At 69.9% G+C, this 25,123-nt stretch carries 18 protein-coding genes and 1 pseudogene; 11 read left to right on the top strand and 8 right to left on the bottom strand.

What is annotated here, in order from left to right:
• Positions 1 to 49: 49 nt before the first annotated feature.
• From AB0L59_RS27240 to AB0L59_RS27210, 7 genes are all read left to right on the top strand, one after another.
• A complete protein-coding gene (locus tag AB0L59_RS27240; RefSeq protein WP_365588552.1) occupies positions 50 to 991 on the top strand; it encodes a sugar ABC transporter permease in 942 nt (313 codons plus the stop codon).
• On the top strand, positions 988 to 1,854 hold the full coding sequence (locus tag AB0L59_RS27235; RefSeq protein ID WP_365588549.1) for a carbohydrate ABC transporter permease: 867 nt from the start codon (positions 988 to 990) through the stop codon (positions 1,852 to 1,854). The genes AB0L59_RS27240 and AB0L59_RS27235 overlap by 4 nt, the downstream gene beginning before the upstream one ends.
• A 25-nt stretch (positions 1,855 to 1,879) precedes the next feature.
• Positions 1,880 to 3,481: a glycoside hydrolase family 13 protein gene (locus AB0L59_RS27230; protein ID WP_365588546.1), complete on the top strand. Its 1,602-nt coding sequence runs from the start codon at positions 1,880 to 1,882 to the stop codon at positions 3,479 to 3,481.
• Positions 3,482 to 3,688: 207 nt separating this feature from the next.
• The gene (locus AB0L59_RS27225; protein ID WP_365588811.1) at positions 3,689 to 5,617 is read left to right on the top strand and encodes a glycosyl hydrolase family 28-related protein; all 1,929 of its coding nucleotides are present in this window, start codon (positions 3,689 to 3,691) and stop codon (positions 5,615 to 5,617) included.
• Positions 5,618 to 5,911: 294 nt separating this feature from the next.
• Complete coding sequence (locus AB0L59_RS27220) at positions 5,912 to 6,808, top strand: aminoglycoside phosphotransferase family protein (protein WP_365588543.1); 897 nt, start codon at positions 5,912 to 5,914, stop codon at positions 6,806 to 6,808.
• 310 nt (positions 6,809 to 7,118) lie between these two features.
• Positions 7,119 to 7,952, top strand: a complete 834-nt coding sequence (locus AB0L59_RS27215) for an SDR family NAD(P)-dependent oxidoreductase (RefSeq protein WP_365588540.1) — start codon at positions 7,119 to 7,121, stop codon at positions 7,950 to 7,952.
• 155 nt (positions 7,953 to 8,107) lie between these two features.
• Positions 8,108 to 9,694: a Na+/H+ antiporter gene (locus AB0L59_RS27210; RefSeq protein WP_365588537.1), complete on the top strand. Its 1,587-nt coding sequence runs from the start codon at positions 8,108 to 8,110 to the stop codon at positions 9,692 to 9,694.
• 137 nt (positions 9,695 to 9,831) lie between these two features.
• On the opposite strand, the gene AB0L59_RS27205 is transcribed toward AB0L59_RS27210, so the two are convergent.
• The 5 genes and pseudogenes from AB0L59_RS27205 to AB0L59_RS27185 form a co-directional block, all read right to left on the bottom strand.
• Positions 9,832 to 11,070, bottom strand: coding sequence for an Ig-like domain-containing protein (locus tag AB0L59_RS27205; protein WP_365588535.1), 1,239 nt, complete (start codon positions 11,068 to 11,070; stop codon positions 9,832 to 9,834).
• 254 nt (positions 11,071 to 11,324) lie between these two features.
• Positions 11,325 to 11,599 (bottom strand): annotated as a pseudogene (locus tag AB0L59_RS27200) (N-formylglutamate amidohydrolase); the annotation flags it as partial.
• Entirely contained in the window at positions 11,587 to 12,690 is a 1,104-nt protein-coding gene (locus AB0L59_RS27195; RefSeq protein WP_365588808.1) for an alpha/beta hydrolase, read from the bottom strand. The gene AB0L59_RS27195 and the pseudogene AB0L59_RS27200, both read right to left, overlap by 13 nt.
• 118 nt (positions 12,691 to 12,808) lie before the next feature.
• Positions 12,809 to 14,419, bottom strand: coding sequence for a hypothetical protein (locus AB0L59_RS27190; RefSeq protein ID WP_365588532.1), 1,611 nt, complete (start codon positions 14,417 to 14,419; stop codon positions 12,809 to 12,811).
• A gap of 655 nt (positions 14,420 to 15,074) precedes the next feature.
• A complete protein-coding gene (locus tag AB0L59_RS27185; RefSeq protein WP_365588529.1) occupies positions 15,075 to 15,944 on the bottom strand; it encodes a polysaccharide deacetylase family protein in 870 nt (289 codons plus the stop codon).
• 380 nt (positions 15,945 to 16,324) lie between these two features.
• Between AB0L59_RS27185 and AB0L59_RS27180 the strand changes: the two genes are divergently transcribed.
• The 3 genes from AB0L59_RS27180 to AB0L59_RS27170 are packed head-to-tail and all read left to right on the top strand — an operon-like array spanning position 16,325 to position 19,405.
• Positions 16,325 to 16,657, top strand: coding sequence for a hypothetical protein (locus tag AB0L59_RS27180; protein WP_365588527.1), 333 nt, complete (start codon positions 16,325 to 16,327; stop codon positions 16,655 to 16,657).
• Positions 16,658 to 16,700: 43 nt separating this feature from the next.
• Positions 16,701 to 17,687: a hypothetical protein gene (locus AB0L59_RS27175; RefSeq protein ID WP_365588524.1), complete on the top strand. Its 987-nt coding sequence runs from the start codon at positions 16,701 to 16,703 to the stop codon at positions 17,685 to 17,687.
• Complete coding sequence (locus AB0L59_RS27170; RefSeq protein ID WP_365588521.1) at positions 17,684 to 19,405, top strand: hypothetical protein; 1,722 nt, start codon at positions 17,684 to 17,686, stop codon at positions 19,403 to 19,405. The genes AB0L59_RS27175 and AB0L59_RS27170 overlap by 4 nt, the downstream gene beginning before the upstream one ends.
• On the opposite strand, the gene AB0L59_RS27165 is transcribed toward AB0L59_RS27170, so the two are convergent.
• The 3 genes from AB0L59_RS27165 to rfbA form a co-directional block, all read right to left on the bottom strand.
• Positions 19,386 to 21,107 (bottom strand): APC family permease, encoded by a 1,722-nt coding sequence (locus AB0L59_RS27165; protein WP_365588518.1) that lies wholly within the window; start codon positions 21,105 to 21,107, stop codon positions 19,386 to 19,388. The genes AB0L59_RS27170 and AB0L59_RS27165 overlap by 20 nt on opposite strands.
• A gap of 364 nt (positions 21,108 to 21,471) precedes the next feature.
• Positions 21,472 to 21,900 (bottom strand): enediyne antibiotic chromoprotein, encoded by a 429-nt coding sequence (locus AB0L59_RS27160; RefSeq protein WP_365588515.1) that lies wholly within the window; start codon positions 21,898 to 21,900, stop codon positions 21,472 to 21,474.
• A 1,131-nt stretch (positions 21,901 to 23,031) separates the two neighbouring features.
• On the bottom strand, positions 23,032 to 23,973 hold the full coding sequence (gene rfbA / locus AB0L59_RS27155; protein ID WP_365588512.1) for a glucose-1-phosphate thymidylyltransferase RfbA: 942 nt from the start codon (positions 23,971 to 23,973) through the stop codon (positions 23,032 to 23,034).
• A gap of 446 nt (positions 23,974 to 24,419) precedes the next feature.
• Between rfbA and AB0L59_RS27150 the strand changes: the two genes are divergently transcribed.
• Positions 24,420 to 25,121, top strand: coding sequence for a Crp/Fnr family transcriptional regulator (locus AB0L59_RS27150; protein ID WP_365588805.1), 702 nt, complete (start codon positions 24,420 to 24,422; stop codon positions 25,119 to 25,121).
• The last annotated feature ends 2 nt before the right edge of the window (positions 25,122 to 25,123 follow it).

Below are 25,123 nucleotides of genomic sequence, written 5' to 3'. Positions count from 1 at the left end.
CGCAAGGGCCGCCAGGCCCGGGACGAGCAGCCTTCCAAGGAGATCGACGATGGCGGTCGTGACCGCATCCTCCGGAACCGACGCGCCGCCCGCCAGGGCGGCCGGTCGGGCCGGGGCACTGCGCAGGTCCGTACAGCGCAACCTCACCGCACACGGCTTCCTGATCGGCGCGGTGCTCTGCTTCGCCTGCTTCCAGTGGTATCCCATGGTCCGCGAAGTGATCATGAGCTTCCAGAAGGCCAGGGCGGGCAGAACCACCTGGGTCGGCCTGCACAACCTCAACCAGATCGTGCACGATCCCAGCTTCTGGCCGGCCTGGCGCAACACCGCCGAATTCACCGGCCTGGCCCTGCTGTTCGGGTTCGCGCTGCCGTTCGTCATGGCTGTGGTGATGAACGAACTGCGGCACGCGCGCGGCTACCTGAGGATCCTGGTGTACCTCCCGGTCATGCTTCCGCCGGTGTCCTCGCTGCTGCTGTTCAAGTACCTGTACAACCCCGAGTACGGCCTGATCAACCGCTCCCTGCAACTGCTGCACCTGCCCACCTCCGGCTGGCTGCAGTCCCCGAACACGGCGATGCTCGCCGTCGTCATCGCCTCCACCTGGATGAACATGGGCAGCGCCACGCTGATCTACCTGGCGGCGCTGCAGAACATACCCGGGGAGCTCTACGAGGCCGCCGAACTGGACGGAGCCGGACTGCTGCGCCGCGTCTGGCACGTGACGATCCCGCAGACCCGGCTCATCCTCTCGCTGATGCTGATGCTTCAGATCGTCGCCACCATGCAGGTGTTCGTCGAGCCCTTCATCCTCACCAACGGCGGCCAGGGGGTGGAGGGTTCGACCACCACCGTCGTCTACCTGATCTACCAGTACGCCTTCAACTTCTCCAACTACGGCGCCGCCTGCGCCCTCGGCCTGCTCCTGCTGCTGGTGCTCGCCGGGTTCTCGGTGATCTACGTGCGACTCAACCGGAGGCTGGAGTCATGAGCGACACCCGCACCCTGGTCAATCCGGCCCAGCTGAACCGCACGCTCTACCGCGCGGTGCTGATCCTGATCGTCGTCGCCTTCACGCTGGTCTTCCTGGGCCCCCTCTACCTGCTGGTGTCGGGCGGGCTCAAGGGCACCACCGAGTCCATCCAGACCCCGCCCACCTTCTACCCGCACCACATCGAGGCCTCGAACTACAGCGACGCGTGGACTCGCCTCAACATCGCCCACCTGCTGCTCAACACGATCTGGTACGCCTTCGGGGCGCTGGCCTTCCAGCTCGTCCTGGACGTCGCCGCGGCCTACTCGCTGTCCAAACTACGGCCGGTGCTCGGCAACGCCGTCCTCGGCCTGATGCTGGCCACTCTCATGATCCCAGCCATGGTGCTGGTCGTCCCGCAGTACCTGACCGTGCTGGACCTGCCGCTGATCCACCAGAACCTGCTCAACTCTCCATGGGCGATCTGGCTCCCGTCGGTGGCCAACGCCTTCAACATCTACCTGCTGAAGCGCTTCTTCGACTCGGTGCCCCAGGAACTGCTCGATTCCGCCGCCATCGACGGTGCCGGACCGCTGCGCACACTGCTCTCCATCGTGCTGCCCATGTCCCGGCCGATCATCGGCGTGGTGTCCATCTTCGCCCTGGTCAACGTGTGGAAGGACTTCCTCTGGCCCCTGCTGGCCGAGCCCGACCCGACCAGGCAGACGCTCAACGCCGGCATCTACTCGCTCTCCCTGGGCGTGCCGGAGAACGTGCTGATCGCCGCCTCGGCCATCTCCGCCGTGCCGACGGTGGTCTTCTTCCTGATCTTCCAACGCAACATCATGTCCGGGCTCACCGCAGGCAGCCTCAAGGGCTGAACCATCTCCAGAGGAGACTTCTACCGTGCACCAACCCCACGAGTGGTGGCGTGGCGCCGCGATCTACCAGATCTACGTGCGCAGCTTCGCCGACGCGGACGGCGACGGGGTGGGCGACCTGGCAGGCGTCCGGTCCCGGCTGCCGTATCTGGCCGAACTCGGTGTCGACGCGCTCTGGTTCACCCCCTGGTACGCCTCACCTATGGCCGACGGCGGCTACGACGTGGCCGACTACCGGGCCATCCACCCGGCCTTCGGCACCCTGGGGGAGGCCGAGAAGCTGATCTCCGAGGCACTGGCGTCGGGTATCCGCACCATCGTCGACATCGTCCCCAACCACGTCTCCGACCGGCACCGTTGGTTCCAGGAGGCGCTCGCCGCAGGCCCCGGCTCACCGGAGCGCGACCGGTTCTGGTTCCGTGAGGGCCGAGGCGCGAACGGCGAACTTCCTCCCAACAACTGGATGTCCCAGTTCGGCGGCAGCGCCTGGACCCGCGTCCCGGACGGCCAGTGGTACCTGCACCGCTTCGCCTCCGCCCAGCCCGACCTGAACTGGCAGCACCCCGAGGTGCGCCGGGAGCACGAGGAGGTGCTGCGCTTCTGGTTCGACCGCGGCGCGGCAGGGGTCCGCATCGACTCCGCCGCCGAGGTCATCAAGGACCCGGAGCTTCCCGACCTGGTGGACGGGGCGGACCCGCACCCCTACCTGGACCGCGACGAGATCCACGACGTGTACCGGGACTGGCGCAAGGTCGCCGAGTCCTACACCCCGCCACGCGCCCTCATCGGCGAGGTCTGGCTGCCCGACCCCGAGCGCTTCGCCCGCTACCTGCGCCCCGACGAGCTGCACACCGCCTTCAACTTCGGTTTCCTCACCTGTCCCTGGGACGCCGCGCGGCTGCGCGAGGCGATCACGACCACGCTCGCCGTGCACACACCCGTCGGCGCACCCGCCACCTGGGTGCTGGCCAACCACGACGTGACCCGGACCGTCACCCGCTACGGCCGTGCCGACACCGGGTTCGACTTCGCGGCCAAGACCCACGGCACCCCCACCGACCTCGCACTGGGCACCCGGCGCGCCCGGGCGGCAGCGCTGCTGAGCCTGGCGCTGCCCGGCTCCGTCTACCTCTATCAGGGCGAGGAGCTCGGCCTGCCCGAGGTCGAGGACCTGCCGCACTCGGTCATCGAGGACCCGATGTTCCACCGCACCGGGGGAGCCGACCCGGGCCGGGACGGCTGCCGCGTGCCGCTGCCGTGGGGCGGCGACGTCCCGCCGTTCGGCTTCGGCCCCGACGGCACCCGGCCCTGGCTGCCCCAGCCCCCGAACTGGTCGGCGATGACGGCGGAGCGGCAGGTGGCGGACCGGGACAGCATGCTGAGCCTGTACCGCACGGCGCTGCGCCTGCGCCGGAGCGAGACCGCACTCGGCGACGGGCAGATGACCTGGCTTCCCAGCGGCCCTCAGGTCCTCTCCTTCACCCGCGACGCCGGCTTCGGCTGCGTCGTCAACCTGGGCCCGGAGCCGGCGCCGCTGCCACCGCACCGGCAGGTCCTGCTCAGCAGCGCACCGCTGACGGACGGACAGCTGCCCACCGATACCGCGGTCTGGCTGCGCCTGCCCTGACCCGGACGCGGCACCGACCGCACCCGGGCCGCGCCGCTCCTCGAGGTGAGCGGCGCGGCCCGCCCCTTCCCACAGCTCCCGCGAGGATGCATCGCCTTTCCACCACAGAATCGAGGCGCAGTGAACCGCACAAGCAGACGTACCGGCGCGCGGCGAAGAGCCGCCGCGGCCCTGGCGGTCGTGACGGCGACGGTCGGCCTCACCGCAGTGCCCGCCGGTGCCGCCGGGGAGACCCAGGCCACGCCGGTGACCCGCGCCGGGCTCGACCCCGCCCTGGTAGCCGGTCGCGGCGCAGACCTCGGCTTCCTGGAGCAGGAGGCGGAACACGCCCCGACCGACGGCACCGTCATCGGGCCGGGTCGCACCCCGTACACGCTCGCCGCCGAGGCTTCGGGCCGCAGCGCGGTCAGTCTCGCGCCCGGCCAGTACGTCGAGTTCACGCTGCCGCGTGCCGCCAACGCCATCACCGTGCGCTACAGCGTCCCGGACGCCTCGACCGGCGGCGGGATCACCGCCCCGCTCGACGTCAGCGTGAACGGGCGCCACCGCAGCACCATGACGCTGACCTCGCAGTACGCCTGGCTGTACAACCTGTATCCCTTCACCAACGACCCCACCGCCGACGTGCTGCACCCCGACTGGTGGATCACCGAGTGCGGCTGCGTGCCGAGCGCCACCACCCCGGCCCCGGTGATTCCCAAGCCGTTCCGGCCGAACCACTTCTACGACGAGCAGCGGCTGTTGCTCGGCCGTACCTATCCGGCCGGTGCGCACATCCGGCTGCGTGTGCCGCGGCGCAGCGTGGCCGCGGCCACCGTGATCGACCTGATGGACTCCCAACTCGTCGCTCCGCCGAAGGCGGACCCGTCCGCGGCCAACGTGCTGGCCTTCGGAGCGGACCCCAGCGGACGGCGCGACTCCGCCGACGCCATCGACAAGGCCATCGCCTTCGCCGGACGAGCACACCGGAAGGTCTACATCCCTCCGGGGACGTACCAGGTCAGCCGCCACATCATCGTCGACGACATCACCATCGAGGGCGCCGGCAGCTGGTACACGATCATCAAGGGCCACCAGGTCACCCTCGCGGCACCGGCCCCGGACGGCTCGGTCCACACCGGCGTCGGCTTCTACGGCAAGGACGCCTCGGCGGGCGGCAGCCACCACGTGCACCTGTCGGGCTTCGCCATCGAGGGCGACGTGCGCGAACGGATCGACACCGATCAGGTGAACGGCATCGGCGGGGCACTGAGCGACTCGACCATCGAGGGGCTGTACATCCACCACACCAAGGTGGGCATGTGGTTCGACGGGCCCATGAGCAACCTGCGGATCACCGGCAACCAGATCGCCGACCAGATCGCCGACGGCATCAACTTCCACACCGGGGTGACCGACTCCCTCGTCTCCAACAACTTCATCCGGAACACCGGCGACGACGGCCTGGCCATGTGGTCGGAGAAGACGGAGGACGCGCGCGACGTCTTCGACCACAACACCGTGCAGACCCCGGTGCTGGCCAACGGCATCGCCCTGTACGGCGGAACGGACAACACCATCTCCGGCAACCTCGTCGCGGACCCCATCCGGGAGGGCAGCGGTATCCAGGTCGGCTCCCGTTTCGGCGCCGAAGCCTTCACCGGCCACCTGTGGATCACCGACAACACCACGGTGCGTGCCGGTACTTACGAGCTCAACTGGAACATCGGACTCGGGGCGATCTGGTTCTACGCCCTGGAGAAGGACATCGGCGCGGATGTCGAGGTGGTGGGCGACTCCTTCCTCGACAACACCTACAACGCGGTGATGTTCGTCGCCGACTGGCCGGTGAAGGACAAGTACTCGATCACCAACGTGCACTTCAAGGACATCAAGGTCGACGGTACGGGCACGTCCGTGGTCAGCGCCCGCGCCGCGGGGTCGGCGAGTTTCGAGGACGTGCAGGCCCGCAACGTCGGCGCGGTCAGCGTCAACAACTGCGGATCGTTCCACTTCACCCCGGCTGGTTCGGAGTTCACCGTCTCCGACCGCGGCGGCAACGGCTCCTGGCTCGCTCCGTGGGAACTGCCCAACACCATCACCTGCGACGACCGGCCCGCGGTGGTGCCCCCTCCCGCACCCAGCCCCTGGCCGTAGGAGTCCGGAGGATCCCATCCGACCGGTCACCTCCCCGGCTCTCCAGGCTCCGAGGGCCGGGGGGCGGCCGGCGGCGGGTCACTTCCGGGGCGGACATGCCCGTCCGGCGCCAGCTCAGGTCGGCCGATGAGGGCGGCCGGGACGACCTGGTGGGGCGTGATCGACCGGTTCGGGCAGCTGCGCGACAACCCCAACCGGGAACTGACCAGGTCGCTCAACCGACGCGGCTGAATTACAGCGGCTGTATGTGCTCAAGCATCGGTGGCCGAGCGCCACCGATGCTTGAGTGAGATCATGGACAGCTTCGAGATCGACAACGACTTGGTGCACTCCCTGGTGCGAGAGCAGCATCCGGACCTTGCGGAGTTGGGCCTGCGTGAGGTGCCAGGCGGCTGGGACAACCAGCTGTGGCGCCTCGGGGGCGAGTTGGCTGTGCGCATGCCGCGCACGCAACGGGCGCCCGCCCTCCTGCGCAAAGAGCACCGGTGGCTGCCGACGCTGGCCCCGAGCCTTCCACTACCGGTCCCCACTCCCATGCGGATCGGTGAACCGTCCGCACGATTCCCGCGGCCATGGACCATCGCGGCATGGGTTCACGGCGAACCAGCGGACCGCACCCCGATCAGCCACGACAGCGCGGCCGACGCCTTGGCGGACTTCCTCAAGGCGCTCCATGTGAAGGCACCCGCAGATGCACCGGTCGGTGAGGATCGCGGTGTTCCCCTCAAAACGCTCACGGACGGTTTCGAGAAGATGCTCGAGGAGGTCGTCTCCGGTGGCGCCGGCGTAGACCCCCGGAACGTCCGCGACGTCTGGAACGAGGCCCTTGCAGCCCCCGATCGGCAGGATGCGCCGGTATGGCTGCACGGCGATCTCCACCCGGCGAACGTCGTCGTCTCGAACGGGACGCTGTCGGGCGTGATCGACTTCGGTGACATGTGCGCCGGAGATCCGGCGGTCGATCTCGCGGCTGCATGGGTGCTCCTCCCCGCGGGCGCGGCATCACGGTTCTTCGACGCGTACGCGCACGCGGACGAGGCGATGATCCGGCGCGCGCGAGGGCTGGCTGCCGCGAAGAGCCTCTTCCTCATCCTCATGGGTCGGGCCGGCGACCGTGGTCTTCCGGGTGGCAAGCCGGCGTGGGGACCAGCGGGTTGGGCGGCGCTGGACCGCGTTCTGGCATCCGCCTAGGAGGGGACGGGGGCACGTGCGGCACAGCGGGGGCGCCACTCGTGTCGCACCCGACAGTGTCGACCGGCGACCACCCGGGCGGCCGGGCGGACGGCGACGCAGCGGGGCCCGTCCACACCCGGCCGAAGACGGGGCACATCGCGGATGCCCCGTTCGAGGCGGCCGAGCACATCCGTCGAAGGAATGCGCGGAGGCGGTCCTGGACCGTGTGGTGCAAGCTTCGAAGAGCAGGCGGCACCTCGCCGGTGGGTGGCGGTGAGACTCGCGCCACCTCGGCCTGCCCCGGGCGGGATGACCTGTGAGGGTGACCATGAGTGTGAGGGATCCGAACGCCGGGCGCGCGGAAGCGGCGGACGAGGGCGTTACGGCGGCAGGCGCCGGCGTCGCCGATGCCGATGCGCCACTGGCGGGATGCGCGGCGCTGGTGACCGGTGCGTCGAGCGGCATCGGTGCGGCCACCGCCTTGTCCCTGGCGCGGCAGGGCGCGGCCGTGGCAGTGGTCGCCCGCCGCACGGGGCGGCTGGAGGATCTGGCCGCGGTGATCCGGGACCGGGGTGGCTCGTGCGCCGTCCTCACCGCTGACCTAGCAGACGCGGCGCAGGCACGTCGGGCCGTCGAGGACGCCGCGGATCGCTTCACGCGGTTGGACGTGCTCGTGAACAACGCCGGTTACGTGGCCATGGGCACCATCGGGGAGGGCGACCCCGCGGACTGGGAGCGGATGGTCGATCTCAACTTCAACGCTGTCCTGCACCTTTCGCAGACGGCGTTGCCCCACCTGCTCCGCGCGGCCGCGAACGGCCCGCGCGGTGTCGCCGATCTCGTGAACGTCAGCTCCGTCGGGGGCCGGGTGGTGCGCGGGAACAACGGTGTCTATTCGGCGACCAAGCACGCGGTGGGCGCGTTCAGCGAGGCCCTGCGCCAGGAGGTGACGGGAAGGGGCGTCAGGGTGGGGCTGGTCGAGCCGGGTATGACGGCGACGGAGATGGCAGCCGGCCCCGGGGCCGCTGCCGCCCGTGGCATGCCGCAGACCGCCTGGCTGGATGCCGAGGACATCGCCCGTGCCATCACCTTCATGATCACTCAGCCCCCGCATGTCGCGGTCAACGAGATCATGGTGCGCCCCACGGCCCAGGAACACTGACCGTCGGCGGGGGAGACGTACGCGGTGTCGCGAGCGGGCACCCCCTCGAGAGGGCCCGCCACCCGCGTCGGCTGCGTCACCGCCCGATGTCGGTTACGTTGATAAAGCACCAGGTCAGAGGGTGGTAACACACCGCAACACACCGGGGACGCGCGATGACCGGCCTGACCGTTGTCCTGCTGCTCGTGGTCCTGGCCACAGCCGTGGCGACCGGTGCCCGGCGCTGGAGCATGCCCGCTCCCTCGCTCCTCGTGATCGCCGGGCTGGTCGTCGGGCTGATGCCCTGGGTTCCCGAGGTCCGTCTGCCACCTCAAGTGATCAACGTGCTGGTGCTGCCTCCCCTGCTCTACGCCTCGGCCGGGGAGATCTCCGTCCGCGACCTGCGCACCGTGTGGAGGCCGGTGAGCGGACTCGTCTTCGGCCTGGTCCTCGCCTCGGCCCTCGCCGTCGGGTACGTGGCCGCCGCGATCACTCCGCTCACCGCCGCGACCGCCCTCATCCTCGGCTCCGTCCTGGCCAGCACCGACCCCGTGGCCATCACCGCGCTCGGCCGACGTCTGTCTCTCCCCCCGCGCGTCCAGGCCATGGTGCAGGCGGAAAGCCTGTTCAACGACGCCACGTCGCTGGTCCTGTACAAGGTCGCCGTGGTCACCGCGGTCACCGGCAGCGCCGTCAGCGTGCCCGGGACCGTGGAGGAGTTCCTGATCCTCGCGGGCGGAGGAGCCCTCATCGGCGCCGCGGTCGCCGCGGTGGTGACCCTGATCCTCAGACGGACCGACGACCCCATGCTGGAGACCGTCGTCGCATTGGTCACCCCGTACGCCTCCTACGTCATCGCGGAGCAGTCGCACACCTCCGGTGTGACCGCCGTCATCGTGTCCGGGGTCGTGCTCGGCAGCACCGGCCACAAGCTCAGCGACGCGCCCGTCCGCCTCCAGGTCCACGCCGTCTACGACACCGTGACCTTCCTGCTGGAGAGCGTCGTCTTCGCCCTGATCGGCCTCGAGCTCCCCTCGGCCGTCCGCCATCTCGCGCGCGACGAGCACGGCTGGCCGCTGTGGGTCCCGGTGATCGCCGTCACCCTGCTGGCGATCCGCCTGCTGTGGATCTTCCCGCTGTCCGCCCTGATCCACCACCGGCACATGGAGGGTGACAGCCGCCTCTCGTGGCGGGTTCCGGCCGTCCTGTCCTGGGCGGGCACCCGAGGCGTCATGCCGCTGGCCGCCGCGCTCTCCATCCCCCTGGTCACCCACACGGGGGCGCCGCTGCCGCACCGGGCACTCATTCTCACGCTCACCACCGGGACCGTCGCGCTCACCCTCGTCTTCCAGGGTTTCACCCTGGCCCCCGTCGTCCGCCGCTCCGGCATCGCCCTGGAACCGGAGCACACCGCTCGCGAGGAGGCGCGGACCCGCCGGCACATCGCCCACGCAGCGCTGGAAGAGCTCAAGCAGCTCGGTGATCTGGATGAGCTCGCCGATCTGGGCGCCGCCGCGCAGGCCGCCTTGAAACAGGCCCGTCGTCATCTGGAAGCGCGCATCCACCAGGTCGAAGACGCCCACTACAGCGACCCGGACGCCCGTCCTGCCGACGCCTACCGCGAGATTCGCCGGACACTCATCGCCATCGAGGAGGCCGAGCTCCAGCGCCTCTACGAAGCCAACAGGATCAGCAACGCCACCCGGCGCCGGATCCAGCACGAACTCGACCTCGAAGAGGCCAGCCTCCGCCCCCACGACTGACCGCCGGCCCGGGACGCGCGGTGCGATGCCTCCGAGCTTCTGAGTGACATCTCGGATCAGGCCGGGAGGCAGGGCCGACACGGAGCGTGGCGCCGGTGTCGCGACCGGTCCGTTTCTGTGTGGGGAGTGGCGTGGTGTCAGTGGGTCGCGCTGCCCGCGACCCACGCGCTCCACGGCATGTTCCAGTCGCCGAGCCCGTTGTCCGGCGCCAACGCGGTCCTGTCGTCGGAGTTCTTGACGATCACGACGTCACCGATCATCGAGTTGTCGAAGAACCACGCGGCGGGCTGCCTGCCGTCGCCACCGCCCTCGACGTCCTTCAGGCCCACGCAGCCGTGACTGGTGTTGACCTTGCCGAAGACCGAGTCGGCACCCCAGAAGTTGCCGTGGATGAACGTGCCCGAGTCGGTCAGGCGCATGGCGTGCGGTACGGCCTCGATGTCGTAGGCGGGTTTGCCGTCCTTCATGAGGCCGACGCTCGCACCGTTCATGTGGATCTGCTTGTACTTCTCGGAGATGACCATCCGGCCGTTGTACGTAGGGTGCTCGGGACTGCCGGACGAGACCGGGATCGTCTTGATCGTCTTGCCGTCCCGTACGACGGTCATCCGCTTGGTCTTCGCGTCGACCGTGCTGATCTGGCTCCGGCCGATCTTGAACGTGACCGACTTCCGGACGCCGTGGAGGGTGAGCCTGACGGTGACGGTGGACCCGGGCTTCCAGTAGTTCTCGGGGCGGAAGTCCAGGCGGTCGTCGTTGAACCAGTGACCGACGACCCGCTGCCCGCTGCTGGAGCTGACCTGGATCTCCGACTCCACGGCGGCCTTGTCGCCGATCGCCTTGTCGAAGTTGACCGTCACCGGCATGCCCACGCCGACGGTCGAGCCGTCCTCGGGGGAGAGGTGCCCGATGAAGTCGTTGGCCGGGGAGACCGTGGTGATCGTGGCGTTCGCGGTGGCGGAGCGGCCCTTGGCGTCCTCGGCCTCCGCGGCGATCTGATACTTGGTGGCCCGCCCCAGCCGGCCGTTCGGCTTCCAGGAGGTGCCGTCCGCGGACAGGGTGCCAGGGATCTCGGCACCGGTCGCGACGGCGGTCATGGTCACCTTGGTGAGCTTGCCGCTACTGACGGTGACCGTGACGGGGGCGTTGATCCCGACCTCGTGGGCACCCTGCCCGGGCGTGATCTCTATCCGGGCGTCGGAAGCGTCCTGGGCGGCTGTCTGATCCACCCGCGCCTGCGGGGTCGGGTGGTTCCCGGCATGGTCGGGGCCGGTCGCGGCGCTGCTGGTACCGCCCAGGGCCGTGACTGCGAGGACGCCGCCGAGTACGCCGGCCGTAGCCATCAGCCCGGTGCTCTGCTTACGTGCCGTGATCAAACGTTTCTCCCATACCACTGGTCTTCGCGTGCCTGACGTGCTGCTCGCCGGAGGAGAGCAACCAGCTCTGCACCCACTTACAGGCAGGCGTCTGTCCAGTTATAGGCAGGCATCTATCCAGAAATCGGCACATTGTGGTGAAGGCCACGCGTCGTCGGACGCGCCGCCGCAGGGAGGGGGGATCCGGCGTCAGCGGCCCGGCAGCCGGAGGAAAGCCGAGGAGCGCGGTCGGGATGCGGACCCGGCCGGAGGGTTCACGGGGCGTCGACGAGCGCGGCCGGCGCCGCGGCCAGGCGGTCCAGCCCCGGCCCGGCCGGTCCGCCCGGTACGCAGGTCCCGGCGAACGGGCTGTCCAGACCGGTCCCCCCGCGGACCGCGAACGCCGTCCGGGCCGTCTCGGCCGGCTCCGGCGGGGTGTGGAGGGGGTCCGTGCCCAGGCACACCCCGGCGGACGCGGCAGGTCGCCGCGCAGTTCACTGGGGAGCGGCTCGGTCGGATACGCGTGCACGCGGCGGATCACCGAGATGCCGCGATCGATGCCGCGGTGAGCCTGTCCACGGCCGTCGCGACCGCCTCGGGGCTGGAGATCATCGTCAGGTGCCGGGCGCCCGCGATGAGCGTCGCGGGTGGTGCGCCGATGCGCCGGGCGGTCTCCTGCGGCGTCTGCCGGGTGAACACGTCGTCCCGGGCACCGAACACCACCGACTTGGGCAGGCGCACCCCGGCGAGCCGAGCCACCTGGTCCGCCGGCAGACCCGGCACCCCGGCCCTCAGCATGCTCCACAGCGCGTCCTCCGCGCCCGGCACCCGGAGCGGGCGTCGCCACTGATCCAGACCGGCGGCGTCCAGGCGTGGGCAGGAGGGCCCGCACTGTGCGTCGTACACGCTGCGGATCACCGCGTCGACTCCGAGCCCGAGGCGCAGCAGGCTGGTGCGGTACGGATCGATCAGCACGTACTTGAAGGCCGGCGGCGGCCCGGCACCCGTGTCGAGGGCGTCGCCGTCGAGGAGCATCACACCCCCGAGCCGGCCAGGGGCCCGCAGGGCCGCCTCGGTGACCACGGCGGCCCCGCTGGAGTGCCCCACCAGCAGCGGGCGCTCGCCGGGACCGCCGAGGTGCATGGCGTCCAGGAAGCCGAGGAGCTGCCGGGTGAAATGGTCGACGGTGTACGGGCCGTGACGCTCGCTGTATCCGTCGCCCGTCAGGTCGAGCGCATACACCCGGTGGTCGCGGGCGAGCAGCGGGGCAAGGCGGGACCAGGTGTCCACGGACTCGAAGGCCCCGTGCACCAGGACGACCGGTGGGCCCGCCGTACCCCAGGTCTGGTAGCGCGTGCGGATGTCGGCGGCCTGCACGTACCGGAGCCCGCGCGGCGGCGCGGCGCGCCCGGCCGTGACGCCGTTGTAGACGAACGAGGCCGCCGTGACGGCCGGCAGCACGACGGCACAGGCCAGCGCGGCGCGCCGCAGCCACCGCCGCAGCCGGGAGCGGCGCGGCGGGTGCGCGTGCTCGGCAGGGAGCGACGGCGGAGCGGATGCCGGATGGGCGTCACCGCCACCGCCACCGCCACCGTCTCCGGCTTCGGCTCGGCGAAGATCAGCTGTCACGGCACACAGCATCGCCCACGGCGCACCCGCGGTCGTCATGCGGGGGGAGCCATCGTGACTACTCCGCCGGGTGTAGAGGAACGCCGATCACGGGTGGCGCGGTCGGGCGACGCGGGGACCGGCCTGGCTGTCAGGAGCCGTAGCGGTGGCCTCCCTGGGACTGCTGTGCCGTCGGGGACGGGGAGGCGCCGGTCGGCGAGGCGGCCTCGGTGGTGGCCGCCGGAGCGGGGCTCGTGCCGGCGGACGGGGTGCTCGGCGACGCGGAGGGGGAGGTGCCGGTCGTGGGAGTGGCCGAGGGGGGCGTCCGGCCGAGCGCCGTCAGCACCGCGTCGGTGACCAGACCGTCCGCGTTCGTGGTGAGGACGACGGGGTCGGCGGCGCCGAGGAGCTGGTCGCAGTGCAGGTTCGTGAACGTCTGATTGGCCCGTGCGGCGAGGAAACCGAAGAGGTTCGGCGCCGTGGCCGGGTCCGGCGAGGGCGCCTTCTCGAAGAGCGCCTTGTCCTTGAAGACGCGGCGGATGCCCGCCGGGTCGCGGAACAGGGTGGTGCAGAAGGCCGCTCCGTCACCGTCGGCGCCGGCACCGACCGCGGGCATGTCGACTCCCGCGCGGTACGCGTCGGTCTTCGCGACACTGCTACGGCCGTCGACGAGCGTCATCGGGTCGTTCTGCGGGACCAGCGCGATCGGCGCCTTCTGGTCCGCCGCAGCGGACAGTTCGTCCAGCGCGAGGGCGGACGCGGCCTGGCCGTCGCCGGACTGGTCGGGCGCGGTGAACGGCTTGCAGCCGAGAGCGGGGTCCATGAACTGGGTCAGCAACAGGTTGTCGCTGCCGTTGGCCAGATCCCGGGGGGCGCCGGTGGTCGCCGACCCGGCCCTGCCGTTGTGCCGGTGGTGTCGGTCGCCGCGGTTGGTCAGCCGGCCGGCCCTCTTGAGCGCGGCCCTGCTCGCGGCGTTGTTCTGGGCGATACGGCCGTGCGCGTCGGCGAGGTAGTGGGTCACCACGTTGTCGCTTCCGTCCTGGTCCACGACGGAGAAGTCCCGGGTGGTCGGGCAGGGCAAGCCGTCCTTGGCCGTCCCTAGCGCCGGAATCCTGAGGTGCCCCTTGGCGATCTGGGCGCCCGCGGCCCGGAAGAAGGCCGGCGCATTGCAGTAGGCGAACTGACCGAAGACCGAGCCCCGCAGGCCGTTGACGCACTTGCCCTGGGCGAGACTGTCGGGACGACCGCTTGCTCGCAAGGTCAGGTCGGCGCTGTTGAAACCGAACCAGATGCCCACCGTCGAGCCGCGCGGCACCGAGGGCCGGGCGGTGCGCGCGGCCGGTCTCGTTCCCTTGTCGATCACCAACGGGTTGTAGAGGGTCAGCTTGCCGGTCGGGGTGACGATCGCGGCTTCCACGAACGCCGACTGATCGGGGTCGGCCTCGTGGCAGGGACCCTGTGCCGGATGCGTCGCGACGAGTCTGTACGGCGTGGCCAGGCCACTGGCGGTGAGCGGATGGTCCGGCACGAGCAGCGTGCAGTTCGGATCGAGTTCACCGGCAGCCGGAAGCTGCGCGGCGGCCTTCTGGTTCCCCTGCGTGCGGTGCTGGTCACGGCTTTCCGCCGCGAACACCGAACCCGCGACCACGGCGAGCACGAGCGGCCCGCCGATCAGCGCGAGCGACACCTTCGACCGCTTCCAGCGTCGGGCGTGCTCCCGCCGCGACGTACGCGACGACTGTGTCAGGTTCTGGCGGGCCACTGAGCTGCTCCTCACTGTGCGTCCCCCGCGGGGAGTGCCCCACGGTCGCGCGGGCGCACGACGATCACGACAGTGCGGACCCTTCTCGGCACGACGGAGGGCCGACCAGCCCGCTCGCCCGCCACGACGGATCCACTCGCGGTACGTGCCGAGCCCATGGGATGTTCAACGGCCGCACCCGCCATTGCCGAACCTTGACCGGGCGGGGGTCCGGCCTGGTGACGGAGGTGGCCCCGTCCTGCACCTCCACGACGCGGCCGGGCTCGGACAGGGCGGTGGCCTGTGCGGCCGGAACCGGCCCGACGAACGGGGCGGCCGGCCGCCGCCCTCGCTCTCGTGACGTCCACCGACACCCTCCGTAGGGCGTACGGACGCCCGGTCTCCGTTCGACCGCTGAGCCGAGGCGAGTGACCGCCGGAGCGGTGCGGCGCCGCGCGCGGCTGTGGCTCGCCCGCCGCGCCCAGGTCGGTCGGGGGTGAGGCGACTCGCCCTCAACCGCGCTCAGCCGACGCGGAGTTCGGCTGCCGTAGCCTACTCGGCGGCGCTGTCGGCGTGGCCGCCGCGGCCACGGCGCCCCGGCGGCACGGTGGCCGCAGGCACCGGTCCCGACGGTCTCGGGGCCGGTCGTCGACGGCTCCCTCGTGTCCGCACCGGTTCAGCGGCCGGTCGGCGCCTGGATGTAGTCCTCCAGACGAGCCACTGCGAAGCCCTGCTTCTCGATGTGCCTCAGCAGGTTCGCGAACATCTCGGTCATGGTGGCGCCCTTCATCTCCGCCGGCCCGCGGAAGTGGGCGAGGATGATGTCACCGGGGCGCAGCTTCTTGTCCGGCTGCTGGTACTGGAGATCGCGGATCTGCATGGACTCCCGCCACCAGACGATCGCCCGCGGCCCGCACTCTCCCACGGCGATCCTGGTGGCGTCGTTGTACGCGCCGTAGGGCGGCCGGAACAGCAGCGGCGCCGTGCCGAAGTGCCGGGTGAGGATCTTCTGGTCGCCGCACACCTCTTCCTTCTGCCGGGCAAGCGGGACGGTGTTCATCGGGGGGTGGTGCAGAGTGTGGTTCTGGATGTGGTTGCCCAACGCCTGCAGCGGTTTGAAGTACCCGTAGTCCGACCTGATGGCGTCGTTCATCAGGAACATCGTGATGGGGACCTTCAAGTCCCGCATCATCTGGACGAACTTGGGATCCTTCTCCAGTCCGTCGTCCACGGTGATGAAGACGATTTTCCGCGACGTCGGTACGTGCGCGAAAACCGGGACCGGGCCCGTGCGGGAGAGCTTGATGGGCTTGTCCACCGGGGGCTCGGGAGCAGTCGGCAGCGGCGCCAGCCCCCACTTGCGCCAAGTGGCGGCGCGAGCCATGACGTGCGACCCGGTGCCGGGCGTGCCGCCGGCGGAAGCGGACTGCGCCGGCGTGGCGGCCGGGCCGCCGTCGCTCGTGCCGCAGCCGCCGGCGGCCAGGGCCACGACGAGCGCACCCGTCAGTGATGCACAGAACCTGCCACGCCTGCTGCGTCGCTTCACCGCGCCGGTCTCCCTGGCTGTCCCATCGATCTTGACTCTGCCGGGGAAAGTAACCGCAGCACGCAAGGCGTCGTTCAGCGGCGGGTAAGGATGCGACTAGGACTGCGCCGGTGAGGAAGGCGTTCCCCCGCTGCTCGTAGTCCGGTCTCGGTCATCGATCACGCCCGCAGCACCGGCAACCGCCGCGCCAGGAGAGCAACGCACTCATGTATCACCGCGCCCGCCTGCACGTTGCGACCAGCGGCGACGAGCTGGGGCAGGCTGATCGGCGCGGGGCGTCTTGCCTCGGTGAGTACGCTGGTATGGGCGTTGACGCGGCGAAGTGTGAACCGGTTACGGCGTCCTGGTGGTAGACCTGAGCTCGAGGCGGGGGCGTTGGCATGGCTACGAGGATCTCGGTGTCCGTCAAGGGGCTGACCGGTCTGGACGATCCGGACCGGATGCTCGACGAGCTGCGGGCGGAGACCGGCCTGCCGTGGCGTTCGCGGCCCGTCGACGACAGCAGGGTGCTGACCGGCGGCATCGTCGAGATCGTCCTCGTGGCCGTGGTCGGCAAGGCGACCGAGATGACCGTGTCGGCCACGGTGGACGCCGTGAAGCGGGTCGTCGAGCGCTGGCGCCACGAGCGGCTGGATCCGCCCGAGACATCGGTCGGCACCGAGTCCGTACCCGACTCCGCCGCGGAGCCGACGGCGGAAGGGCTGGACGGCTGAGATGGCGTCCCGTGCGGTGGTGATTGGACCGGCGAGGTACGCCGTGAACTCGGGGATGGACAGCCATCCGCCGATCGGTGAGAGCGCGCGGATGTACGGCGAGGTTCTCGCGGGCGACGAGATGTGGGGTAACGACTGCTGCCGGGTCCTGACCGAGGACGAGGTCCGGACGGCTGACGGCGTGATGAGGGCGTTGCAGGAGGCCGCGGACGAGACGGGGCCCGACGACATCTTCCTGGTGGTGTATGTCGGCCACGGTCAGTACTGGAGTGACGTTCCCGGGGCGCAGGTCCATTTCTCCGTGGGCTCGTCCTACCGGGACAAGCCATGGACCTGGCTCTCCAGCTGGTATGTCTACCGCGTCATGCGCAAGGCCAGGGCGAGGCTGAAGGTCCTGATCGCCGACTGCTGTTACTCGAACCTGCTGCCCCAGCTGGGGGAGGAGCCCGTCCTGCCCGGAGTGCTGGGCGCGCTGGACGAGGGCACCTGTGTGTTCACGGCCGTCAAGAACGCCAATTTCGCTTCTGCTGACGGTTGTTCAGCCCTGCCGGGGAATCTCTCGAAGTGCACGCCGTTCAGCGGGCATCTGCTGCGCATACTGCAGGATGGCACGAAGGACCACAATCACCAGCTCACCATCGGCCTGCTGCGGGAGGCGGTGAAGAAGGAGATGGAGAACTGCACAGGTGCCCAGCACCAGGTACCGAGGATGTCGCTGAACGACGCCCGTGACGGCAGCCCCCTCTTCACCAACCAGATGGAGCTCAAGAGGCGTGACCCGGTGCCGCAGCTCCCGGTCGAACCCGCGGACTGGGTCAAGACGTTGATGATGGACCGGGACTCCCGTCTCGACGAACTGCTGAAGGACGAGCGGAAGACCGGCGACGTGGTCGCTCTGCTCAGCTCCAGGCCGGATGAGGCCAGCCGGCATCTCGCGCGGCACATCGACGGCAGGGCCAACCAGGCGTTCAGCTCGCCCCATGCCTTCGCCCGCTACTGGAACCAGGTGGAGAAGGCACTGCGCGTATGACGGAGGGGCAGAGGACCGCGGGCTCCGAGGTGGCCGAACGTTCCGGGGGTGACGGTACGACGGAGCCGTGGGGCTTCGGCTACGAATGGGTGACCAAGTGCTCGGTCGCCGCCTTCAAGGAACGCATGCAGGCCATGCGCGAGGGCGAGCAGCCCGTCACCGAGAGCAGCGAGAGGCCCCGGCCCGCCAACGCGATCAGGGCCCTGCACGCGTTCGCCATGTTCAGCACCATCGACCGGCTCGTCGAATGCGCGGTGAGTTTCGACTACCGGGACGCCGTCAACATGGTGGCCACGGCGGCGCTGAGCCGGAACATCATTCAGGCCGCGGAACTCGCCATCCGGCAGTGGGAGGCCGAGTGCGCGAGCGACGGCAGGCACCCGCGGCTGACAGATGGCGTCATCCATGACATCGCCTGCCAGCGGACGGTGCTCGACGTCGCCGTCTTCGTCCGGGAGTGCCGTGGCGCCGGAAAGACCGAGCTGGTGGACAAGACGCTACGCCTGTTCACCACACCCAGTTCCGGGCGGACCAATCTCGACAAGGCCCTCCTCTACATCGCGCTGCGTGACGAGAAGTGCGGGGAAGAGGCCGCCGAGCTCCTCCGCCAGACCCTCGTCGCGATCACCGAGCACGCGCACGTGCCGTCACAGGCCTCGTACACCGTTCCCAGGGAGTTCCAGGACCTCGCCGGCGCGCTCCACCAGCTCAGTCCCTCCGAGCGGATCCTGGAGGAGTGGGTCGACGCACAGTTGCGGATTCCCGATCACGTACCCGGGACGAGACGGATCGTCGCCCATCTCATCGCCACCCGGACCGACAGCCCCGACACCCTCGTGGAACATGTCGGCAGGCGGCTGTCCCAGCATGACATCGCGGAAATCTGCGGCCAGTTGGCCCGTCAGGGTTCCTCCGAGAAGTGCGCGCTGGTCCGTGAGCACGCCGCGTCGCGCGACAACGTGGAGCACCTGGCGGAGATCGTCATCGCCTGGCACCGCTCGGAGGCTCTCACCAGGACGACCAAGGACCTGCTCGTCGACATCGTGGCCAGGGGGACGGCGCGAGCGGCCGGGCCGCGCTCGCCGGTGGAACTCGACTACCTGGACACGGTACTGGGCAACTTCAACGCCCAGCCGGAATGCAGGAGGCTGCTGCGTATCGCCGCCGCGGCGCACACCGACGGCCGCTCCGGAAGCGATCTGGCCGGTCTGCTGGTGCGGATCGAGCGGCCGAGGGACCGCAACCGCGTGGCCCAGACGATCGCGCAGAGACTGGCCGCGCGCGTCCTCGAACAGGGCGCGGACGCCGGGCTTTTCGTCGAGTACGTCACAGCGCTGCGGGGCCACGGCCGCGCCGAGGCCGTCGATCTGGCCTGCAAGGAACTGGCGGACCCGTCCCACTCCGTCGGGGTGCGCCGGGGATCGGGCGCGGTCATCGCCGAGATCGCCGCCCGCCTGTACGGCGCAGAGCTGCCCCGTGACGGCTGGGACCTGCTCGAACGGTGCCTGGAGAACGAGCAGCGGGTCACCCCTCAGGGCGTGGCGCTGGTCGTCGACCGGCTGCGCACCAGCACGATGGAGGAAGAGGACAGGTACTTCCTGCTCCGTGCCACGGTGGGCCGCTGGTCCGACACGAACCGCAGGGAGGAGGCGGTCGAGGAGCTGCGCGGCAGGGGATTCGAGGCGGAGGCCACGGAGGTCATTCGTTCGCTGCGGTAGCGGCCGGGGCGGGGCGACCGGTTCCCGGAGTCGGTAGCAGAGGCGCCACTTCGGCCATGTGGCGTCTGGACGCGTGGACCAGGCCCTCGAAGGCGGCGAGAGCCGCAGCGACGGCCAGGAAGCCCCCGAGGAGCTTGGGGAGGACGCCGGCCGAGGAGTTGCCCAGCAGTGTCAGCAGCGTCAGCACCCCGAGATGACCGATCAGCCAGAGCGCGGCCTGGGCGGCGGGGCTGGTGCGCCAGTGCCGTAACAGTGTCATGTGCACCTTGGCGTCGTACATCCGGCCGAAGGCCGGCAGCCACCGGGCGAGGATCGGCAGGCACAGCAGCAGGGCGCAGCCCACCGCGAGGGTCGCCATGCCCCGCCACAGGGGGGCCCAGCCGGCCCCGTAGAGGATCAGCGCGATCAGGGCGAAACCGGTCCGCGCCAGGACCTCGCGGACGCCGCGCCGCAGACGGGACCAGCCGGTCAGGTGGTCGCGGAGCGACACGAGGACCACGCCCGGGACGGCGTAGACGACCAGTGTCAGGACTCCGGTGATCGCGACGAGGGAGCTCCAGCTGCCGCCGACCGCCAGCAGTGCGATGCTGGCGACGAAGAAGTCGACGACCAGGACAAGCCAGTACACGTCGTACCGCCGCTTCAGGGACGCCTTGCGGGCGGTTTGCAGCCCTCGGTGCGTGAGATGGGCCCGGCTGAGCGCTGCCACCTCGCGGGTGAGCGCATGGGCGAAGACGAGTCCCGCGCCCATGGGTGAGATCACGGCGCCGATCCTGAGCAGCCATCCGAGCCACCCCAGGGAGAGGGCGAAGGCGAACTGGGCATAGGGCGACGACTCGGTGCCGGCCGGACTCCAGTAGGACGCCTGGTACTTCGTGAAGACGACCTGAAGCGATATGTACAGGACTATGGCCCCGGTGATCGTTCCGAAGACCGCCCTGCGGAGCCGGGCCGCCTCGCCGATGCCCCGTTCCCGCCGCTTGATGTTCCCGGCGAAGTCCAGCGGTCCCTGGAAGCCGACGTAGGCGAAGATCACGCCGCTGTCGACGACCGCCGCCAAGGCTGCGCCGGCGCCCTTTCCGGTGCTGCCGCCACTCGCGTGGGGACTGTGGTGGTGGAAGCCGGCCGCGATCAGCAGCGCGACGGTCAGGACGGGGATGACGACCTTCGCCACCGTCAGCCAGGAGTTGATCCTGAAGAAGATCCGCGGGGCCGCCAGGTTCACCGCGGAGATCGCCGCCATGAACACAAGCGCGTAGCCCCAGCCTTTGAGGGTGAGGGCCTGGGAGGAATCCAGGAGCCCGTGGACCTTCCAGGACAGGCCCCTCGTCATCGCGACGGCCTCACTGGAGAGGTTGATCGCGTAGAAGATCCACAGGCCGGCCGCGACCACTGTCGCCACCAGTGCGCCGCTGCTCTGCAGCGGCAGGAATATCAACCCGCCGGTCTTGGGGGCGACGGTGCCCAACTCGACCATGACCGCGGCGATCAGCAGCACGAGCAGGCCGCCGAACACCCAGGCCAGGTAGGCGTCCGAACCGGCCCGGCGGAACGCGACGTCCGCGCCCAGCAGCCAGCCGGAACCGACCATGCCCCCAGCCGCCAGGCCGACGAGGTGGAACACCGACAGCCGCCGCTGCTCGTCCTCGTCCTCCGCCCGCACCGGCTGCCGGCCCTGAGGCTTTAGTTCCCGGACACTCATCCGTCCTGTTCCCCCGCGTAACGTCGACAGATCCTCACGCACAGTGGCGAACAGGGTACTGGTCGGTGCGGGCCGAAGGAACGTTGTTCCGGGCCCGCACTCACCTGCTCGGAGAGGAGACTCCCTTGCCGGCTCGTTGCGCCGGTGCCCGTGCAGCCGCTTGTCGAGGGCTTCTTGCCGGCGGTGGCGGGGGGAGTGTTCGCCCGGCCGTCCACGGGGCCGATCGGCACGTCCACGGTATGAAGAGCGTCCATGCAGCGGGCCAGGGGAGGCCGCTGTGGGTGCGTGGCTGGTCCTGGTGTGGTCGTGACGGAAGCGCTGTACTGGAATTCCCGGGCGTTCCAGTACAGCGCTCGTTCTCAGATCAGCCGAACTGGATCGTGGCGGCCGCGGTCTCCGAGTAGTCGGCGTTCTGGACGCCGACGAAGCAGCCCTGCGCGTTCGTCGTGCAGTCGATGTGGGCGCGCAGTGTGCCGTCCGCGTTGTAGGTGTCGAAGCTGCTGTGGACGGTCAGCGAAACACTAGCGGCGCCGTTGGTGTCGGCCGCTGCGAGCTGATTTCCGTTCGCACATGCGATGGTTGAGGTGCTTCCGATGACCGCGCACTCCGCGAAATTGAGTTGGGCGTTGGCGGAAAAGCCGGTGGCCGATGCGCTGATGACGGAGCCGTCCGACAGGCCGCCGGCCGGTGTGACCGTGACGGCGGGACTCGCGGCTAATGCCGGTGACGCGGCCAGCGCGAGTCCGGCCAGGGTGGCACCCATGGCGACGACTCCGCGTTTCAGTGCTCGCATGGTCGATCATTCCCTTTCAGTGGGGGGTGTCGTCTCGTTGCGCGGCATTCGATGAGCGTGCGGACGTAGATTCCCGACTCCCCATCAGGAAAAGCGGGAATTAACTTGTGTTAATCTCCTGCCGCGATCTCAGTCTAGATCGCGGAGATTTCGCGCGTCAAGGGATCGAATTGCGCCGAGCAATTCATGAGAATTCTGCACGGAAAAGGGGATGGCGAAATTTCCGCTGTGCTGTGGGTCGTTGATGGGCGGTGATCTGTGCCGCGGATCAGGGGACCCGTCTTCGACGCCTGTCGTTCCGTGGCGGCGGCGACGGCCGCGGGCCGGAAGTCCCTGTGCAGGGTGCCACGGGTGTCGGCGAGGGCCTGGGGGCAGTGCGCCACGCGCCGGGGACGGACGGCTCACGCACGGCACCGAGCCCCCGACGGTTTCCACCACGCGCAGCCGTCCCGGTACCAGGCGGCCGTGGCGGCCGGGCCGCGCTCGACGTCGTGGCGCGGCCGGACGGTGGGCTCCCTGTCGGCCGGGTCGGTGCCGCCGCCGTACACCAGCACGGTTCGTCCCCGCGTGCGGACCAACTCGACGTGGCGGCAGTGGACTTCGGCGCAGAGCCGGTCGCGCCGGTGCAGCCCGTCGCCGTGGAGCGGGGCCGGGCCGCCGGCCGGCAGGCGGGTGACGAAGAGCCGGCTGGTCTTGTCCGGGAACTGGCGCGGTCCGTGGTGGTCGGAGCGCCGGGTGACGCGGACGTCCCGTCCGCGCGTACCGTGAGGGGCGAGCGCCGGCAGCTCGGAGCCGGCCTCGGTCGCCGGGCAGGGGGCGGGGGATGAACGGCGGCCGCTCGTCCGGGGCTCCTCGGGGCGTCGGCCCCTGCCTCGTCGGCCGGCACATGGACGCAGGTGCCGGCACCCCGCCGTACGTCGGTGTACCGAGTCCGTGTGCCCGGCACGCCGTCACGGGCGAACGCGCCGCCGTCGGCGATGGAGCGGTCTCCGTGCGACTCCGCGACTTGCACCACTTGGTCGTGCCCGGCCGTCAGCCGGTTCACCGACCCGGCGTGCGTCGGTTCGCCTCCCGTCGTGACGGTCCCGCCGGTGACGAGGATCCGGGTGCTCATGTGTCCGGCGGCGGCCGTCATACGCTCATCCGCACCTTGCCGTGAACGCCGGGTGCGGACAGGGACGTCGGGGAGTGCGCAGCCGGACCGCGGCGCGCCTCCTCCACCATCTCGATCAGATAGCGGCCGTAGCCGCTCTTGGCGAGCGGCTCGGCGAGGGAGAGCAACTGGACGTCGTCGATGAACCCCGCCCGCCAGGCGGCCTCCTCCACACAGCCCAGCTTCAGTCCCTGGCGTTCCTCGACGACCCGTACGAACTCCGAGGCGCGGGCGAGGGAGTCGAAGGTCCCGGTGTCCAGCCAGGCCGTCCCGCGGCCCAGGACGGAGACACGCAGTTCACCCCGTTCCAGGTAAGCCGCGTTGACATCGGTGATCTCCAGTTCTCCTCGCGCGCTCGGTTTCAGGCCTCGGCTGATCTCCACGACACTGTTGTCGTAGAAATAGAGTCCGGGAACGGCGAATCTCGACGCGGGCGCGGACGGTTTCTCCGCCAGGGAGCGGGCGCACCCCAACTCGTCGAATTCCACCACACCGTAGGACGACGGATCCTCAACCGCGCGGGCGAAAATATGAGCACCGCGCAGGGCGTGGAACTTCTGCAGTTTCTCGCGGAGTTCGACTCCGTGAAAGATATTGTCACCGAGGATGAGAACGACCGGCTCGTCGCCGATGAATTCCGCGCCGATGACCAACGCCTGGGCCAGGCCTTTGGGGAGGGGCTGGACCGCGTACTCCAGCCGCACGCCGAGCTGGGAGCCGTCACCCAGCAGCCGCTGGAACAGGGCACGGTCCTCGGGGGTGGTGACGAGGAGAATCTCCCGGATCCCCGCCAGCAGCAGGGTGGACAGCGGGTAGTAGATCATGGGCTTGTCGAAGACCGGGATGAGCTGCTTCGACACCGCCCGGGTGGCCGGCCACAGCCGGGATCCCACACCGCCGGCCAGAAGAATAGCTCGCATGACCACTCCCTGATCACTACCTCTCGGACCGACGGTGCGCCCCACTCTCCCGGAGCCGTTCCGGCACCGTCTGCTCACTCCTGAGCACTTCGCGGGCGCGGAACAGAGCACAGTGAGTTCCGACCTGGCAGCTTCGCGCCATGGCACCAAATCATCACCCGAAAGAGTGGTCCGCCCGGTCGGCGGCGAGGCACACTTCCGGCGGAGGTCACCGCGCTGGACGTGAAGTCCGCAAAGCCGCCTGCGCGGTCTCCGCTTTTTATGGTCGCGACGACGGTCCCGGGCATTCCCCACCTGCAGGGTTTCACCCGCTCTGGAAATCCGGGAGCCAGTAGCTGACGGAGGGGGAGAACGACCGTGAGGACCAGTCTCCATTGCGTGATAGCGCAGCCCATCGAAGAAAGCGAAGTCATACCTTCCACGGGGGAGTGCTGTCGTTGATTACCGTGCAGTCCGCGGGTCTCGGTGAGACCCTTGCCCGCCTCATACGTTCCGACGCCCTGGCTGCCTCGACCATCGAGGTCGCCCGCCGCGAGCCGGTCTACGGCTGTCTCGACCGCGACCGCAGCATCTATCTGGTCGAGCAGGGCCTCGTGAAGGCGATCGTGCCGTCCCGCGAGGGCAAGGAGTGCCTGCTGGACATCTACAGCGCGGGCGACGTGTTCGGTGAGCTCTGTCTGGTACGGGACGGGCGGGCCGAGTCCGTGACCGCGATGACCCCCGTCGTCCTGCGGCGCATGTCCGCCGCCAAGGTGCTGGCGGCGATGTCGGATGTCGGCCTGCGCGAGCAGCTCGTGCACTACATGGCCGGCCGGCTCTTCGAACAGCAGCAGCTGATCGCCGGGTTCGTGACGGAGGACAGCGAGTACCGGCTGGCCGCGGTGTTGCTGCATCTGGGCCGTAAGCTGGGGCGCCGGGGGAAGGGTCAGCTGCGCATCGAGGAGCGGATCACCCAGGAGGAGCTCGCCGCGATGGTGGGCACCACCCGGTCGCGGGTGGGCTACTTTCTCAAGCGGTTCCGTGAGGCGGGCCTGGTCAGCCGGTCCGGTGACTGCTACCTGGCGCTGCACGAGCCGCGGCTGCTGGACTTCATGGCCGATGGCGACCGGTCCACGCGGTCGCTGGCCGGATCGGCGATGGTGGCCTGACC

The sequence above is a fragment of the Streptomyces sp. NPDC052109 genome (assembly GCF_040680195.1).
In the GTDB taxonomy this organism is placed as follows: domain Bacteria; phylum Actinomycetota; class Actinomycetes; order Streptomycetales; family Streptomycetaceae; genus Streptomyces.
Note: the sequence above shows the minus strand (reverse complement) of the source record. Positions and strands in the feature narration are given on the sequence as shown.

Excerpts from the sequence above, each read along its gene's own strand:
- AB0L59_RS27240 (WP_365588552.1), top strand. The coding sequence starts at position 50 with ATGGCGGTCGTGACCGCATCCTCCGGAACCGACGCGCCGCCCGCCAGG.
- AB0L59_RS27235 (WP_365588549.1), top strand. The coding sequence starts at position 988 with ATGAGCGACACCCGCACCCTGGTCAATCCGGCCCAGCTGAACCGCACG.
- AB0L59_RS27220 (WP_365588543.1), top strand. The coding sequence starts at position 5,912 with ATGGACAGCTTCGAGATCGACAACGACTTGGTGCACTCCCTGGTGCGA.
- AB0L59_RS27215 (WP_365588540.1), top strand. The coding sequence starts at position 7,119 with ATGAGTGTGAGGGATCCGAACGCCGGGCGCGCGGAAGCGGCGGACGAG.
- AB0L59_RS27210 (WP_365588537.1), top strand. The coding sequence starts at position 8,108 with ATGACCGGCCTGACCGTTGTCCTGCTGCTCGTGGTCCTGGCCACAGCC.
- AB0L59_RS27195 (WP_365588808.1), bottom strand. The coding sequence starts at position 12,690 with ATGCTGTGTGCCGTGACAGCTGATCTTCGCCGAGCCGAAGCCGGAGAC.
- AB0L59_RS27180 (WP_365588527.1), top strand. The coding sequence starts at position 16,325 with ATGGCTACGAGGATCTCGGTGTCCGTCAAGGGGCTGACCGGTCTGGAC.
- AB0L59_RS27170 (WP_365588521.1), top strand. The coding sequence starts at position 17,684 with ATGACGGAGGGGCAGAGGACCGCGGGCTCCGAGGTGGCCGAACGTTCC.
- AB0L59_RS27165 (WP_365588518.1), bottom strand. The coding sequence starts at position 21,107 with ATGAGTGTCCGGGAACTAAAGCCTCAGGGCCGGCAGCCGGTGCGGGCG.
- AB0L59_RS27160 (WP_365588515.1), bottom strand. The coding sequence starts at position 21,900 with ATGCGAGCACTGAAACGCGGAGTCGTCGCCATGGGTGCCACCCTGGCC.
- rfbA (WP_365588512.1), bottom strand. The coding sequence starts at position 23,973 with ATGCGAGCTATTCTTCTGGCCGGCGGTGTGGGATCCCGGCTGTGGCCG.